Genomic DNA, 14,585 nt, shown 5'->3' with positions numbered 1-14,585 from the left:
CGCCGCGAGCCGGGCCCGCGGCGGCGCTCATTTCCGGAACATCGCCGATGCTGAACCGCCGCGACCTCCTGCTGGCGGGCGCCGCCGCCCTGGCCGCCTCCCCCGCCGCCGCGCAGACGGCGGACGGCCCGCGCCTCACCGCCCTGATGGACAAGGCGATGCAGGACGCGCTGAGCGCCTCGCCGCAGCTGATGACGCTGACCGGGCTCGACACCGGCGCCAACGCCCCCGCCAAGCACCGCCTAGACGACCGCTCCGTCGCCGGACCAGCGAAGATGAGGGCGCTGTTCGCGCAGATGAGCGCCGATCTGCGCCAGTTCGATCCGGCCTCGCTGCGCGGCGGCGACCTGCTCAACTATCGCACAGCGGCGTATCTGGCCGACGTCACCCTGCAGGGATACGACTTCCCCTATGGCGACCCGGGGGTCGGCGGCGCGGTTCCCTACATCGTCTCGCAGCTCAGCGGGAACTACCGCAGCATCCCGGGCTTCCTCGGCACGCAGCACACCATCTCCGGCGCCGACGACGCCGAGGCCTATCTGGACCGGCTGGCGGCCTTCGGCCCCTCGCTCGACCAGGAATCAGAGCGCGTCCGCGCCGACTTCGCGCGCGGAGCTGCGCCGCCGGACTTCATCCTGCGCACCACCTCCGGGCAGATCGCCGCCATGCTCTCGCCGACGTCGGATCGGTCCGAGCTGGTGACCAACCTCACGCGGCGCACGACCGAGAAGGGTCTGGGGGGCGACTGGCAGGCGCGCGCGAGCAAGATCGTCGAGACCGCCGTCTACCCCGCCCTGCGCCGCCAACTGGACCTTCTGCAGCAAGCCCTGCCGACCGCCTCGCACGACGCCGGATGCTGGCGCCTACCGCAGGGCGAGGCCTACTACCGCTTCGCCGTCCGCTCGTTCACGACCACGGACATGAGCGGCGACGACATCCATCGCCTTGGCCTGGAACGGGTCGCTGAGCTGACCGCACGGGCGGACGGGATCCTCAAGGCGCAGGGCCTGAGCCAGGGCTCGGTCGGCCAGCGCGTCTCGGCCCTGCGGCGGCGACCGGACCAGCTCTATCCGAACACCGACGCCGGGCGCGCCCAGCTCCTGGCTGACATGAACGGCATGGCCGAGGCGATGCGCAAGCGGCTGCCGCAGTACTTCGGGACCCTGCCCCAGGCGTCGGTCGAGATCGCCCGCGTGCCGATCACGATCGAAGCCGGGGCGCCGGGCGGATCCTATCAGCCGGGCTCGGTGGACGGCTCGCGGCCTGGGATCTTCTACATCAACCTGCGCGACACGGCCGAACAGCCGCGCCTGGATCTGCCGACCCTGGTCCACCACGAAGTGCTGCCCGGCCATCACCTGCAGATCGCGCTGGCGATGGAGGCCAAGGGTCTGCCGCTGATGCGGCGCATGCCGCTGTTCTCCGGCTACTCGGAAGGCTGGGCGCTCTACGCCGAACAGCTCTCCGACGAGATGGGCGCCTTCGAGACCGATCCGCTGGGCCGGCTCGGTTACCTCGCCTCGCTGCTGTTCCGGGCGGCGCGGCTGGTCGTGGACTCCGGTCTGCACCACAAGCGCTGGAGCCGCGAGCAGGCGATCGGCTACATGGTCGACACCCTCGGCGACAAGGAGACCAGCGTCGCCCGCGAGGTCGAACGCTACTGCGTCCAGCCAGGCCAGGCATCGAGCTACATGCTGGGCCACCAGGTCTGGGTGGAGGCCCGCGAGTCGGCCAGGGCCCGGATGGGCGCCGCCTTCGACATCCGCGCCTTCCACGACGCCGGCCTGCTCTACGGAGCGGTTCCGCTCTCGGTGTTAAGCGCCCACCTCGACGGCTGGGCGCGCAACGGCGGCCGCATCGCCTGAAGCCCCCGGCGCCGGAATCAAAAGGGCCGGCCAATGCGGCCGGCCCCCTGATCTGTCGGTGTGACGCCTAGAACGGTTATGCGGACCTAAGGCGGTAAACAGCGGCGCAAGCCGCTGTTTTTCTTGCACTAAGCTGCTCTACAAGCTTGCGGCGCGTCAACAACTGCGGCGAAGCGGCGTGCGCCATCAGGCGCGCGCACGCCGCGTGTAAATAATGCCCCCCGGAGAGTGAGAGAGGGGGGCGGGGGAGAGAGCGAGAGGATTAAGAGTTGCGCGCTGCCCTCGGCGACCTGCGGTGAGGCGATCAGGACTCTCAGACCACTATCGGACGCGCACGCGCCCAAGCGGCTTCGATCGCAGAGCGAGCACTAGAGACATTCGCAGGGGCCTCCAGACGGCTGATCATGAATGCGCGCCGGCCCGCGTCCTTGAGCGAGGTTCCGACGTGGAAGAGCGCTGTGCCATCAACATCGATGAAGCGGTCGTGGAAGGCGTCGACATCCCGGACCTCGAGTTGCAGGTCGCGCTCCGCCGCCGCCGCAATCCTGTCACTGGGGTTGTCGGCCGCGCGGAACGCGAAGGCCACTGCCTCAAGCGCACGCTGTGACGGGAGCTTTCGCGCGCGACGGTCTTCGTACTCCCGGCCGATGCGAACCGTATCGCTGGGGCGGCAAAGGGAGTGCGTCCACTGGAATGGCATCGCCACCAGACTGTTGTCGGATAAAAATCGACCGATCGCCTCTAGTTGGCTGGCAATGCGGTATGCGCCGGTCTCGCTGTAGTGCGACGCGATCTGCTCAACGGCGGCGTCCAGATGCAGCGGCGTAATCCGCGTGACGTCCTGAAGACTGCTAAAGTCCCCTACGGCGTCCAGGGCACGAAACGCTGCGAGCCTCTGCTGCTGCCCTCGGATGGGATTCAGCCCTTGCTGATAGCGGAGGTAAGCCCTCGCGAAGTCGCCTATTCCGACCGCCATCGGACGAGCTGCTTGCCCAAGCCCTGAGAAGCTCATGCGTGTGCGTCCAAGCCCACTTGCATGCGTGGTAGCGGTCACGTCCCAACTCCCCGCGTCCCACTCCAGGTCACGCCCGAAGATGGTCAGCTGGTCCCGTGCCAGCGCTATGAACCCAGCCAAATTCTCCAATGCACTCAATTCGACACGAGGAGAAAAGTAGACAACTTCGCCAGCGAGTTGGACGCCATCACTCTTCAATGTTGGCACCCTCCTCACAGAGGCGGACCACCTCGGCAACCGCGAGGATGGTCCGATCGTTCACCGACGCGATGCGTGAGTCTGTCGTGGACTGCAGCCGCTCCCGCTCGCGGATCAACCTCTCCAGGACGGCCGCATGCGGGCCATCGCGCCACGGTCGAAACTGCCGACAGGTGTAGCAAGCGATGGGCGCCGCAAAGCCGCAGAAAGCTTGCTGACCGCAGGCGCCCAGGGGTGGTGCTTGAGCGCCGCCACGCACAACACCCCCAGGCGCTTTGCGCAACTCCTCTGCCGAGATGAAATGGCCCGTGAACGCTTGCGCGAGAGGCGCCAGCTTGAGCGCGAGGGCCTTGTCTAGCCGGTCGATAATGTCCGACGTGGCCTCGACATAGACCTTGGCGTTCTGGGTGTCAGAATGTAGGATGTAAGTCGAAACCAAGTCCGCGAGGTCCGATCGCAGATCCAGCAACCTGCCTTGGGTCTTAAGCACCGGCTGTCGCTTTCGCGAATCCCTTTTGTCGTCCGGGCGTCGGATCAGCCGAACCTGTCCGCGTTGCAGGTCGATGTCCTCCACGCGGAGGGCAAGCAGCTCTCCGCGTCGCAAGCCCAGCTGAAGCAACAGCATGATCATCAGCAAGTTGCGCTGACGGACGGCCGCCTCCTTCCATGGGTTCGCTTCACTTCCCGGATCGATGGCGTCGAGCAACGCGCGCCGCTCCGCGTCATCGAGGCCTTGCCGCGGGTCACCGCTCCGGCCGTGGCGGGCTGATCGGGCATCCAGCGAGCGCAGCAATTCGTCGCGCGCGTCCCTGTAAGTCTTTTGCGCATCTGGCTGGTGGCCTAACGCGAATAGACGCCGCTCGCTGAGCCAGGCCAGATATCGCCTTATGGCCCGGCGTCGATTTCCTACGGTGTCTTGCCCTAGCGAGGGCGTTGTCTGGTCAAACCCGACGACGTTCCGCGATCGTTGGCTGCGCGCCGCGGGCTCCTGCCGAAAGTGGGCGATTGGACGGGCCGCCGCGTCCCAAAGGGCGTCGAGTTCGTAGGCCCGAAACAGCGTTCCGGAGTCGACACGATCTTCAAGGGATATGCGCGCCGAACGGCACCACAGGAGCAGGACCTGAAGGCCGACGAGATGCTGCGCGATGGTGTTTGCGGCGCGCGAACGCAGGGCGGTCAGCACGTAGAGCGTCGGCATCTGCAGCGGAACGCCGAGGTCCCGGTCGACAAGGAGCGGAATACGTTCGCCAGAAGGGCGCACGTGCAAACGGACGACAGGCCAACACATGTGGACGCCTTCCCCGACGTAGGTCTTCTCAGGCTATGACGACCAACAGCAACCGGGAAAGGTGCAATAAGAAAACGGCCGGCTCCAAGGAGAACCGGCCGCCAATTTACGTGACTAAACTAGTTCCGCTCTAGAACGGGATTTCGTCGTCCAAGTCGGCCGAGAAGTCTTCCCGCGGCCCGGAGCTTTGGTTGCGCGAGCCCCCGCCGAAACCGCCCCCGCCGCCCCCGTAGCCGCCGCCGCCGCCGCTTCCGCCGCCATAGTCGCCGCCGTAGTCGCCGCCGCCGCTGCGCTCGCCATCACCACGCCCGTCCAGCATCGTCAGTTCGCCGCGGAACTTCTGCAGGACGATCTCGGTCGAATACTTTTCCTGGCCCGACTGATCGGTCCACTTGCGGGTCTGGATCGCCCCCTCGATGTAGACCTTCGAACCCTTGCGCAGGTACTGCTCGGCCACCTTCACGAGGTTGTCGTTGAAGATCACCACGCGGTGCCACTCGGTCTTTTCCTTGCGCTCGCCGGAGCTGCGGTCGCGCCAGGTTTCCGAGGTCGCAATGCGCAGGTTGGCGACCCGATCGCCTGAATTCAGGCTGCGGATCTCGGGGTCGGCGCCGAGATTGCCGACCAGAATGACCTTGTTGACGCTGCCCGCCATGAGCTTGTCCCTTGCTTTCCGTGCTTGCGGGCTTTCGCCCAAGCGCGGGACGCTAGACGACGCCGCCGCACGGATCAATGTCGATGTTCGCTATACGTTCACGACGTTAACGCATAGTCCACAGCGTTTTCGTCGCGCCCTGCGCCGCCTTAAGGAGCGGGCTGCTGCGGCATGGCGCCGGGGATCGCCAGGCGTCCGTCGCCCGTCCGCACCAGCGCGAGATAGGGATGCTCTTCCATGGAAGGCGCGGTGAAGATTCCGCGGCGCTCGACGAAGATGAAGCTGCCCTTGTAGGCGCCGGTCACCTCGCGGACCGAACCGCCCATCCGCAGGAATCGGATGCGCATGCTTTCGAGCTCAGCCGCGCAGTGCTCCAGGGTCGGAACGTCGGTCTTCAGCTTGTGGTATTTCAGCTCGCCGTCGGAGGTCCTGGTGACGTTCCAGCAGATCCCCTCGCCGCCCGGCGGCAGGGTGCGCTTGGAGCAGGCGGCCAGCGCGACCGCGGAAAGACCAGCGACGAGGGCGAAGCGTAGCAGCATGGGATCAGCCTATAGTCGCGATTGCGGCGGCGGCAGGGCGAACACCTAGCCGATGGTGGAGATCGAACAGTTCTGCGCCTGTTCGGCCAGGGGACGGAAGCTCCGATTGTCGCCCGACACCTCCACCCTTCCCGGCACCAGCCGCAACGTTTGCTGCATCCAGCGCCCGTAGGTCGCCCCGCCGGGCCGCTCGCAGCGGCCGGCGAACAGCGTCTGGACGCAGGCGTTGAGGGTCAGGTCGTTGGGCAGCTTGCGCCATCCGCCGTCGACATAGCGCCAGCATCCGCCAGCAGGGGCGTTGGTCGCCGTCGGCGCCTGCACGGGCGTCGTCGGGGCGGGATTGAGCGGGGTGACCGCCTCCGGCTGCGGCGGCAGCGGCGTCAGCATCGTCCCGGCCTGATCGGCCGCGGCCAGATTGCCGGCCTCGTCGACGCCGACGTCGAGTGCGCCGGTCGCCACGCCATTGCGCTTGGCGCAGTCGGCCAGGGTCATCTCCCCGGCATACTGGCCAGCGACGAAGCAGCGTAGGGGTTTTGCTGGGTCCAGACGGCCGTCGTCCGGCGCGCCGGTCTCCACGACCAGCCCGCCCTTGGAGGCGGGGGGCGCAGAAGGCTTCTCGTCCTTGCCTTTGTTGACCATCACATTGGCGATGATCAGGCCGGCCAACAGGGCGAGCGCGCCGCCGACAAGGGCCAGAAGCGTGCGCCGATCTTTCAGGAACTCCATACGCCCTCGCTAGACCGTGCGTGTGACGGTTTCAAGCGCGCGTCTGGATCAGCCGCCGGTCAGGCGGTTCAGGCCCGCCTGGTAGTTCGCCAGCTGGTTCTTGAGATAGGCCGGCACTTCGCCCGTCGCCTTCTTGGTCTCGCTGGCGGGCTTCATGCCCTGTTCCAGGTCCCGATAGGCGCCGCGCAGCACCGACATGGCCATGGTCAGCTTGTCGATGGCCGCCTTGATGTCGTCCTTGGTCGACAGCGACAGATCGCGGGCCATTTTCAGTCCGTACATGGCCGAGCCCCCGTCCCCGGGAACCATCTTCTCGTCCTGCATGACGGTGCTGCGCACGAAGCCTTCGTGCAGCCCCAGCGCCTCGAGCGCATCGAGGCCGCCCTTCCCGCCGAGGATCTCCAGGCTCGACCGGCTGTTCTGAGGGCGGATCTGTAGCTTGCGGACATCACCGTCCGAGACGACCTCGGCCTTCACGCCGAACGAGGTCGCCCGCTGGATCTTCTTGGCGAGGGTCTCGAGCGTGTCGTTCGCGTCGATGGTGATGGTAACGGCCGGGCCGCCGATCCGTCGCCGAATCTGGAAGGTGTCTCCCGGCCTTGCGGCCGTCGCCGAGGTGACGAGTTGGGAGTCGGAATACTCGACCTTGCCGCTTGGCAGGCCCAGCCGATCCAGGGCGCTGGCGCCGCTGGCGTCGACCGCGATCGAGCTCGGCGCGGTCATCTTCTCCGAGCCGGTGAAACGCTGCGACCAGGCCACCACGCCGGCGCCGATATCCAGGCCGACTGCAAAGCCGTCGACCTTGCCGACCGGGTTGGTCATGTCCGGGAGGTCGGTCTTGGTGGTGCCGGTCAGCCAGACCTTGCCATCGGCGACGGTCATCGCCGTGGCCCGGTCATCGCCGCTGCCGCCATAGTAGGCGATGGCGTCGGCGCTGGACGAAAGGTCCGCCGAGATACGCGCGGCGAACGCATCGACGCTGCCCGAGGACGCCCGGGTGGTGTTGGCAACGCCGAGCGTGGCGCCGGTCGAACCGGCGATCACGATGTTGCCGCCGTCCATGGTGACGCCGGCGATCGAGCCGCCGCCCAGGGTGCCCAGGCTGCGGTTGGCCGAGAGCGCCGGCGCCTTCGGATCGGTCATGTCGTAGCGACGCAGCTTGACCTCGCCGCCCTCGATCGATGCGACCACGACATTGGTTCCGTCGACGACCAGGCCGGCGGGCTTGTCTTCACCCGACGTCCCGAACTGGGTCGTGGACTTCAGGCGCCCTTCGGCGTCGAAGGCCCGCAGATAGCTGTCCCAGTTGCCGCTGGTCGTCTGGCCCGGCATCGCGCCCTTGGTGCGGCCGAGCACATAGAGCGAACCGTCCGCGCCGAAGGCCACGCTGGTCGCCTCATCGTCGTCACGCGCGCCCATCCGCTGCGACCACACTTCATCGCCAGCAGCGCTGAACACCGCAACGAAGCTGTCAGGTTTGGTTTCGTCCACGCCGTTATCGGCCTTCAGGACCTTAGGGACCGTCTCCAGCGCGCCGGAACCGATCGGAACCCCGCTGGCGGCGAACCCGCCTGTCACCGACCCTGACACGGCGATCTGGCCATCCGGCCCCACCGCAAGGCCGAGGCCCGTGGCGTCGGCCGAAGCCCCGAGCGTGCGCGTGTAGACGAGCTTGCCCGCCGAATCGAACTTCATCAGCGCGACGTCGCCGGCGCCCTTGATCGTCTGGCCATCAACGGTGTCGTTGACGTCGGCCAGCATGTAGAGCGCCCCATCGGGCCCCGTCACGGTTTTGTGGACCTTCTCCACGCCCTCGGGCAGCGCCACGTTGAAGACCCGCCCCTCGACCCAGTTCACATCGCCAGGACGGCGCACGGCATCCGAGGTCGTGCCGGTCTCGAACTTGATCAGTTCTTCGGTCAGCTTCGGATCAGGCGTGACCGTGACCACCTTCCCGTCCTCGACCTTCGTGGTCTTGGCCGGCTTCGGGTCTCCGGCGGTCTGGGTGATGTAGACGGCCGGCGACGTCGCCGGCGCGGAAAACGTCAAGATTTCAGTCGTATCGCCCTGAATTTTCAGTGCAAATTTATCGGGTTCGTTGCCCAGCTTGATCGTTCGGCCGTTGACCTCGGTGGTCTTCTCCGCGCCGGCGATCTTCTCGACCGCGAAGCGAGTGCTGAAGCCTGCGCCGCTGAGCTTGGCGTTGATATACTTGACCACCTCGTTCATCGACCGGGTCGTCGAGCCCATCTCGGCGAGATCGAAGTCGATGGTCTTCTCGACCTTGTTCGGCAACCGGATCTTGACGCTGAACTTCATGTCGCCCTGGAACGCCTCGACCGCGTCGGTCGCCGTTCCCTGGTGCAGGGTCGAGGTCATGTACTTCGGCACGGTCTTCGGCACGCCAACCGCCGTCTTGCCCTTGTCGGCGACATCGCCGTAGGTCAGCCGCAGCTTCTCGAAATTCGCGTCGTCGATATAGCCGGACACCTCGGCCATGCCGCGCGTGAACGAGGCCTGGATGCGCTTCAGCTCGGCCGCGGTGGTGTCCTTGTCGTCAGCCTTGCGAGCCAACGCTTCGAGCGTGGACAGCCCCTGGTGGATCGCAAAGAGCTGCCGATAGTCCTCGCTGGCGCCTTTGACGTCGAGCTGGGTCTGGTATTCGTCGATGAACTTGCGGCCCATCATGACGCTCTTGAGCATCTCGTCGGCCTTCGGGGCCGCGGACAAGGTGCTCCAGGGGGGCGTCGGGGCTTTCGCCGTCGACGCAGCGACATTGGTCGACGTTCCGCCCACGGCGGCGCTCAGGCCGTTCCTGGCCTGATAGTAGCCTAGCAGCAGATTGGTATCGAGGCTGATCACCTAGACCACCGACTCAACGCAGTTTCCCAACTGCAGATTGCGCCACAAGGGCTGACGAGGGGTTAAGGCGGCCCGCGCCCGGGCAAATAAAAGGCCCCGGAGCCATCGGGCTCCGGGGCCGGGTGTTCTCCCCTCAGACTGACGTCAGCCCTTGAACAGCTGCAGGATCACCTGCGGCTGCGAGTTGGCGATCGACAGCGCCTGAGCGCCCAGTTGTTGCTGCACCTGCAGGGCTTGCAGCCGAGCGCTTTCCTTGGCGATGTCGGCGTCGACCAGGTTGCCGATCCCCGTCTCCAGCACGTCCTGGAGCTTGGAGACAAAGGTGACGTGCTTCTCGATCTGCTTGGCCTGAGCGCCCATCTCGGCCAGCGCCGCAGTGACCTTCCCGATCGCCAGGTCGAGCGACGACAGGACCGACTTCGTCGCCGTGGTCGTGCCCGTCAGGCTGGTGCCGTCGAGGTTGATGATCGACCCGGAGATCGTGAAGTCCTGTGGCGTCAGCGCGATATAGCTGTCGCCGTCGGAGTTCGCGAGGAAGTTGAGGTCGGCGGTCAGCGTGCCGTTGAGAACCGACACCCCGTCGAACTCCGCCGACGCCGAGAACTGGCTGATCGCCTGCAGCAGCGTCTGGAACTCGTCGTCGAAGGCCTTGCGGGTCGACGGCGAGGCGGAGTCTTCAGCCGCGCCGACGACCTTTTCCCGCATCTGGACGAGAATATCGCTGATCTGCTGCCCGGCGCTCAGCGCCACGTCGGTGATCGAGGTGGCGCGGTCGAGGCTCATCTTCACAGCGCCGAGCGAGCTGAAATCGGCCCGCTGCTTCTGCGCGATCGCGTAGACCGCCGCATTATCCTTGGCGTTCGCGACCCGCAGGCCGGTGTTGATCTTGTTCTGAACCTGCTCCAACTTTTCGTTGGTGCTGTTGAGATTCTGAAGCGCGATCAGCGCCGACTTGTTCGTATTTACGCTCATCGCCATGGCGCCAATCTCCTTCAGAGAACCCATGATTGACGCGCGACTCGCACGCCGAAACTATGGTTAACGCTAGGAAGCGCATGGTTTCCGAAAGATTAACGACGATACGGCGGTAGCCGCCCACCCGTTGCCCGGGCTGCGGTTGCATCCTGTGGACGGGCGCGCCTCAAGGGCCGCCTGGCGGGCGCGACGAGACTCAGGCCTGGGTAGCGATGACCGCCCCGGCCACATAGGCCTCGGCGTCGCGCATGCGCAGCACCTCTTCGCGCGGCAGCTGCAACACCACCTCGCCCGTGCGGCGATCGATGGTCTTGTAGACGAAGCTTCCGGCCTGCCCCTCCTCGATCACCAGCCGCAGGTCCGGCTCCACCGACCGCGGCGGCGCAGGCGTCGGCGCGACGACCGGCTTGGCGGCGATCTGGACGGGCTCGATCTCCGGGAGCGCCGCCACGACTGAGAGCTTGCTCTCCATGGTTCCATTCGCCGGAGACTCGCGCCCCTCGACGACCCCATCTGCGCGCTGACGACGGAGAGGTCTCCCTCCCCGCCGCTGACGCAGAGCTCGGCCGAAGCCGTGCCCCATTGGTCTTATCGGAACAGTCCGAGCAGGCTGCTCGACGACTGGTTGGCGATGCTGAGGGCCTGCACGCCAAGCTGTTGCTTGGTCTGCAGCGCTTGCAGCCGCGCGCTTTCCTTCGCCAGGTCGGCGTCGACCAGGTTGCCGACCCCGGCGTCCAGGGTGTCCTGGAGCTTCATGACGTTGGTCATGTGGGTGTCGAGCGCCTTGGCGCCGGTGCCGAGCTTCGAGAGGGCCGAGGAGACGTCCTGAATGGCGTCTTCCACTTCCTTCACGTCCGCCGAGGTCACGCCGCTGGTCAGGGTGGCGAGGGTGGCGGCGATCTTGGCGTTCGACTTCGACAGGACGACGTGGGCGATGTCGATGGTCGCGGTGGCGTCGGCGTTGGCGATCGCCTTGATGCTCGAGCTGTTGACCGAGGTCGACGAGATCAGGTTGACGCCGTCGAAGGTGGCGTTGTTGGCGATCGTGTCGATCTGGTCGCGCAGCGCCTTGTACTCGTCGCTGAGCGCCGACTTGGAGGCGGTCGACAGGCCCGCTTCAGTCGCCGCCAGGACCTTTTCCTTCATCTGGACGAGGATGTCCGAGATGGCGGTGCCGGCCGACATGGCGACGTCAGCCACCGACTGGCCGCGTTGCAGCGACGAGACGACGGAGTTGAGCGAAGCCGATTCGGCGCGTTGGTTCTGGGCGATGGCCCAGATGGCGCCGTTGTCCTTGGCCGACGAGATCTTCTGACCGGTGTTGATCCGGTTCTGAACGACGCCGAGGTCTTTGTTGGTGCTGTTGAGGTTCTGCAGGGCGATCATCGCGCCCTGGTTGGTATTAACCGAATTCATGCCCATACGCGTGGTTCCTTTTCTCGGAGACCGGCGTCGTTTTGACTGCCGGAGGCATTTTGCCCGACCGACACGAAGCAAGTGCGGGGCCACATCGACACCCCCACAAGTTATTGATTAAATTGGTAATTACGCATTTACCCAGGGTAAACCACGCCACAAGGATCGAAAGCTGCAGCGGGTGGGCAATATTTGCCCAGCTTGGGCGGCAAATATTGCCCATCGGCAAATATAGCTTACCCGTGAATCGCGCCTGAAACGCAAAGCGCCGGCCACATGGGCCGGCGCTTGAATCGAGAGCGATGTTAACCAGGGCCGATCTAGGCGGCGGCAGGCGCATCCGCACGCTGGGACAGAGCCTGCATCATCATCTTGTTGATCTCGATCAGGGTGTCGAAGTTGTCCTCGCCGCGCATCACCTCACTGGAGTGACGCCCGACGAACAGGCTGAGCGAAATAATTCCCGCCCGAATCTGCGCCGGCAGCTTGTTGTCCGGCTCCGAACAGTCCCGCGCCAGCGTCGACCACAGCCGCCTGTTCCAGTCGATCGCGTCAATCCGCACCGCGAAATCCGTGACCGGAGCCTCGGACGCCACGATCAGCGCCCGCGTCACCTGGCCAAACAGCCGGTACTCGGCGTCCTTAGGGGCCTCAGCCCGGCTCGCCGCCTGCTGGTAAGCTCGAAGCGACATTCCCCAACCTCTCGTCTTCGTACTCGATCAACTTCCGGCACAGCATGAGCGCCTTGTAGTACTCGCGCGCCATGGCGTGCTTTGAAATGGCGACGCATTCCGCCAGCACTTCCGGATTGCGGATGACGCCCATGAACTCGGTCAGGCGCTGGGCGAACTCGTCGTAGTAACGCGTGGCCCCCCCGTCATCGAGGTACATCATCATCATCGGGAAGTAGATGCGACGGGCCGGCGTGGCGGCGTCCTCGGGCTGCATGATGTCCTTCTCCCGAAGGACCGACGCCTTGTTCTGCAGAACCAACGTCGTACGGCGATCGCCGTTCTGCACCACCGCCCCGTTGAGAACGAACTTCTCTCCGGGTTTCAGGGACAGCTTCAGCGGCATTCCTCAGTCTCCAATAGAGGCGCGTCGCCCAAGTCCGTCTGCGTCCAGCAGTTCGTTCAGGCTAGGCTAGATGCGAGGGGTTAACCGCTCCTTGCGGCGAGGTTCGAACCCCAAGTGTTAGCGGACCGTTAAGCATGATTTTTGAAGATCGCCCCATGCAGAATCCGGGGGCGATGCAATGAGTGGAACTTCGGATTCGAAAGGCGCCCAGCGTCGCCTCGTCAAGGGCTATGGCGGCCCCGCAGGCGACTCGGCCTCGAAGGAGGCTGTCGGAAGGCTACGCAGTGAACTGGGCGGCCTGAAGGCGACTCAAGCCGCCCTGCCCCACCTCAAGCGTGCCCTCGCCCTCATCTCAGCCAGGGACTACGCCAGTGCGCGAACGGCGGCCCAGAAAGCCGTCGAGCGCGATGCAAACCTCATCCACGCATGGCACCTGCTGGCCATCGCCCGCGAGCACCTGAATGATTGGCCGGGCGCGCTCGAAGCCTACGAGCGGGGCTTGTCCATCGATCCGGCCAATCCGCCGATCGCCAACGACCTCGGACGGCTCGCCTCAAAGATGGGCATGCTGCCCCAGGCCGAGGCGCTGTTCCGGCACTACCTCTCCTTCCGCCCCTTCGCCCCCGAGAGCACCAACAATCTCGCCGGGGTCCTGCGCGATCAGTTACGCTACGACGAGGCGGTCGAAGTGCTGAAGCCCGCGATCCAGGCGCACCCCGAGAAGGTCATGCTCTGGAACACCCTCGGCACGGTGCTGGAAGACCAGGGCGAGACTCAACAGGCTTCGGTTTTCTATGCTGAGGCCCTCAGGCTGAACCCCAAGGAAGCCAAGGCACGCTACAACCTTTCCAACACGCTCTTCACCCTGGGCCAGCGCAGCGAGGCGATCGCCCAGTGCCGGCAGGCCATCGCCGAGTGCAAGACGCCCGAGGACTTGACCACCATGCGTTTCTCCCTCGCGGCCATGCTGCTGGCGGAGGGCGATCTGGGCGAAGGCTGGGACGAGTACACCGCCCGTCTCGAGCCCACCTACTGCGATCCGGTGCACTATCTGACGACCCGCCCGAAGTGGGAGCCCGGCGCCGATATCTCAGGACGCCACTTGCTGCTGATCGGCGAGCAGGGCCTGGGCGACGAGATCCTTTTCGCCAACCCGATCGACGACGTGCTGGAGGCGCTCGGCCCCGGTGGGCGGCTATCCCTTGCGGTCACCGATCGCCTGCTCCCGCTGTTCAAACGCGCGTACCCCACCGCGCAGCTCGGGACGCACCGTTCCATCAGCAGCGGCGGGCGCCATGTGCGGACCGTGCCGTTCATCGAGGACTGGGCGGACATCGACTTCTGGGCGCCGATGGGCGAAGCGACCCGTCAACTGCGCCGCAGCGCCGAGGCTTTTCCGGAGCGCCCGGGCGGCTTCATGAAGGCCGACCCCGACCGTGTGAGACATTGGCGCGCCGTGTTTGCGGACCTGCCAGGTCCCCGCATCGGCTTGCTTTGGACGTCAATGCTGATCGACACGGCCCGCTACCGCTACTTCGCGCCGTTCGAAGAGTGGGCCCCGATCCTGAAGACCCCGGGCGCGACCTTTATCAATCTCCAGTACGGCGACTGCAGCGCGGCGATTGCGCGGGCTCGCGACGAGTTCGGCGTCGAGATTCATCAGCCGCCGGGAATCGATCTCAAGAACGACCTCGACGACGTCGCGGCCCTGGCCTGCGCGCTGGACCTCACGATCGGCTTCTCCAACGCAACCTTCAACATCGCAGCGGCCTGCGGCGCGCCGTGCTGGCTGCTGACGTCGCCCGACACCTGGGCGCGCCTGGGGACAGATCGTTACCCCTGGTACAGTCAGGTGCGCGCCTTTTGGCCGGAAACGTCCGGCGACTGGCCTCCGCTCATGGCCGCGGTCGCCCAGGCGCTCGCCGCCGAAATCCAAGCCACGCCCGCGACCGCAGCGGCAGGGGCCTGA

At 65.8% G+C, this 14,585-nt stretch carries 13 protein-coding genes; 2 read left to right on the top strand and 11 right to left on the bottom strand.

Translation table 11 applies throughout. The features are described 5' to 3' along the window. Nucleotides 1–47: 47 nt before the first annotated feature. Entirely contained in the window at nucleotides 48–1,865 is a 1,818-nt protein-coding gene (locus O4N75_RS11225) for a DUF885 family protein (protein WP_269625643.1), read from the top strand. 313 nt (nucleotides 1,866–2,178) lie between these two features. Here O4N75_RS11225 and O4N75_RS11220 read toward each other — a convergent pair whose 3' ends face one another. The 11 genes from O4N75_RS11220 to flbT form a co-directional block, all read right to left on the bottom strand. Further along, complete coding sequence (locus O4N75_RS11220; protein ID WP_269625642.1) at nucleotides 2,179–3,078, bottom strand: hypothetical protein; 900 nt, start codon at nucleotides 3,076–3,078, stop codon at nucleotides 2,179–2,181. Then, entirely contained in the window at nucleotides 3,068–4,276 is a 1,209-nt protein-coding gene (locus O4N75_RS11215; RefSeq protein ID WP_269625641.1) for a tyrosine-type recombinase/integrase, read from the bottom strand. Before O4N75_RS11215 ends, O4N75_RS11220 begins: the two co-directional genes overlap by 11 nt. 220 nt (nucleotides 4,277–4,496) lie before the next feature. After that, nucleotides 4,497–5,021 carry a single-stranded DNA-binding protein gene (locus O4N75_RS11210; RefSeq protein ID WP_269625640.1) on the bottom strand — a complete coding sequence of 175 codons (525 nt, stop codon included), beginning with the start codon at nucleotides 5,019–5,021 and terminating at the stop codon, nucleotides 4,497–4,499. A gap of 149 nt (nucleotides 5,022–5,170) precedes the next feature. Further along, on the bottom strand, nucleotides 5,171–5,560 hold the full coding sequence (locus tag O4N75_RS11205) for a hypothetical protein (RefSeq protein WP_269625639.1): 390 nt from the start codon (nucleotides 5,558–5,560) through the stop codon (nucleotides 5,171–5,173). 45 nt (nucleotides 5,561–5,605) lie between these two features. Then, nucleotides 5,606–6,286 (bottom strand): hypothetical protein, encoded by a 681-nt coding sequence (locus tag O4N75_RS11200; protein ID WP_269625638.1) that lies wholly within the window; start codon nucleotides 6,284–6,286, stop codon nucleotides 5,606–5,608. Nucleotides 6,287–6,334: 48 nt separating this feature from the next. Next, entirely contained in the window at nucleotides 6,335–9,148 is a 2,814-nt protein-coding gene (locus O4N75_RS11195; protein ID WP_269625637.1) for a hypothetical protein, read from the bottom strand. Nucleotides 9,149–9,292: 144 nt separating this feature from the next. Continuing rightward, nucleotides 9,293–10,126, bottom strand: coding sequence for a flagellin (locus tag O4N75_RS11190; protein ID WP_269625636.1), 834 nt, complete (start codon nucleotides 10,124–10,126; stop codon nucleotides 9,293–9,295). A gap of 193 nt (nucleotides 10,127–10,319) precedes the next feature. Then, nucleotides 10,320–10,595, bottom strand: coding sequence for a hypothetical protein (locus O4N75_RS11185; RefSeq protein ID WP_269625635.1), 276 nt, complete (start codon nucleotides 10,593–10,595; stop codon nucleotides 10,320–10,322). A gap of 116 nt (nucleotides 10,596–10,711) precedes the next feature. Then, a complete protein-coding gene (locus O4N75_RS11180; RefSeq protein ID WP_348649493.1) occupies nucleotides 10,712–11,539 on the bottom strand; it encodes a flagellin in 828 nt (275 codons plus the stop codon). Nucleotides 11,540–11,859: 320 nt separating this feature from the next. Continuing rightward, nucleotides 11,860–12,231, bottom strand: a complete 372-nt coding sequence (gene flaF, locus O4N75_RS11175) for a flagellar biosynthesis regulator FlaF (RefSeq protein ID WP_267232482.1) — start codon at nucleotides 12,229–12,231, stop codon at nucleotides 11,860–11,862. Then, nucleotides 12,191–12,616, bottom strand: coding sequence for a flagellar biosynthesis repressor FlbT (gene flbT, locus O4N75_RS11170; protein WP_269625633.1), 426 nt, complete (start codon nucleotides 12,614–12,616; stop codon nucleotides 12,191–12,193). The genes flaF and flbT overlap by 41 nt, the downstream gene beginning before the upstream one ends. 178 nt (nucleotides 12,617–12,794) lie before the next feature. Here flbT and O4N75_RS11165 point away from each other — a divergent pair, with 178 nt between their 5' ends. Further along, complete coding sequence (locus O4N75_RS11165) at nucleotides 12,795–14,585, top strand: tetratricopeptide repeat protein (RefSeq protein ID WP_269625632.1); 1,791 nt, start codon at nucleotides 12,795–12,797, stop codon at nucleotides 14,583–14,585.

This window comes from Phenylobacterium sp. NIBR 498073, from assembly GCF_027286305.1.
Classification (GTDB): Bacteria; Pseudomonadota; Alphaproteobacteria; order Caulobacterales; family Caulobacteraceae; genus Phenylobacterium.
The sequence above is the reverse complement of the archived record's forward strand: the minus strand, read 5'-3'. Positions and strand labels throughout refer to the sequence as shown.

Excerpts from the sequence above, each read along its gene's own strand:
- O4N75_RS11225 (WP_269625643.1), top strand. The coding sequence starts at position 48 with ATGCTGAACCGCCGCGACCTCCTGCTGGCGGGCGCCGCCGCCCTGGCC.
- O4N75_RS11215 (WP_269625641.1), bottom strand. The coding sequence starts at position 4,276 with ATGCCGACGCTCTACGTGCTGACCGCCCTGCGTTCGCGCGCCGCAAAC.
- O4N75_RS11210 (WP_269625640.1), bottom strand. The coding sequence starts at position 5,021 with ATGGCGGGCAGCGTCAACAAGGTCATTCTGGTCGGCAATCTCGGCGCC.
- O4N75_RS11205 (WP_269625639.1), bottom strand. The coding sequence starts at position 5,560 with ATGCTGCTACGCTTCGCCCTCGTCGCTGGTCTTTCCGCGGTCGCGCTG.
- O4N75_RS11200 (WP_269625638.1), bottom strand. The coding sequence starts at position 6,286 with ATGGAGTTCCTGAAAGATCGGCGCACGCTTCTGGCCCTTGTCGGCGGC.
- O4N75_RS11190 (WP_269625636.1), bottom strand. The coding sequence starts at position 10,126 with ATGGCGATGAGCGTAAATACGAACAAGTCGGCGCTGATCGCGCTTCAG.
- O4N75_RS11185 (WP_269625635.1), bottom strand. The coding sequence starts at position 10,595 with ATGGAGAGCAAGCTCTCAGTCGTGGCGGCGCTCCCGGAGATCGAGCCC.
- O4N75_RS11180 (WP_348649493.1), bottom strand. The coding sequence starts at position 11,539 with ATGAATTCGGTTAATACCAACCAGGGCGCGATGATCGCCCTGCAGAAC.
- flaF (WP_267232482.1), bottom strand. The coding sequence starts at position 12,231 with ATGTCGCTTCGAGCTTACCAGCAGGCGGCGAGCCGGGCTGAGGCCCCT.
- flbT (WP_269625633.1), bottom strand. The coding sequence starts at position 12,616 with ATGCCGCTGAAGCTGTCCCTGAAACCCGGAGAGAAGTTCGTTCTCAAC.
- O4N75_RS11165 (WP_269625632.1), top strand. The coding sequence starts at position 12,795 with ATGAGTGGAACTTCGGATTCGAAAGGCGCCCAGCGTCGCCTCGTCAAG.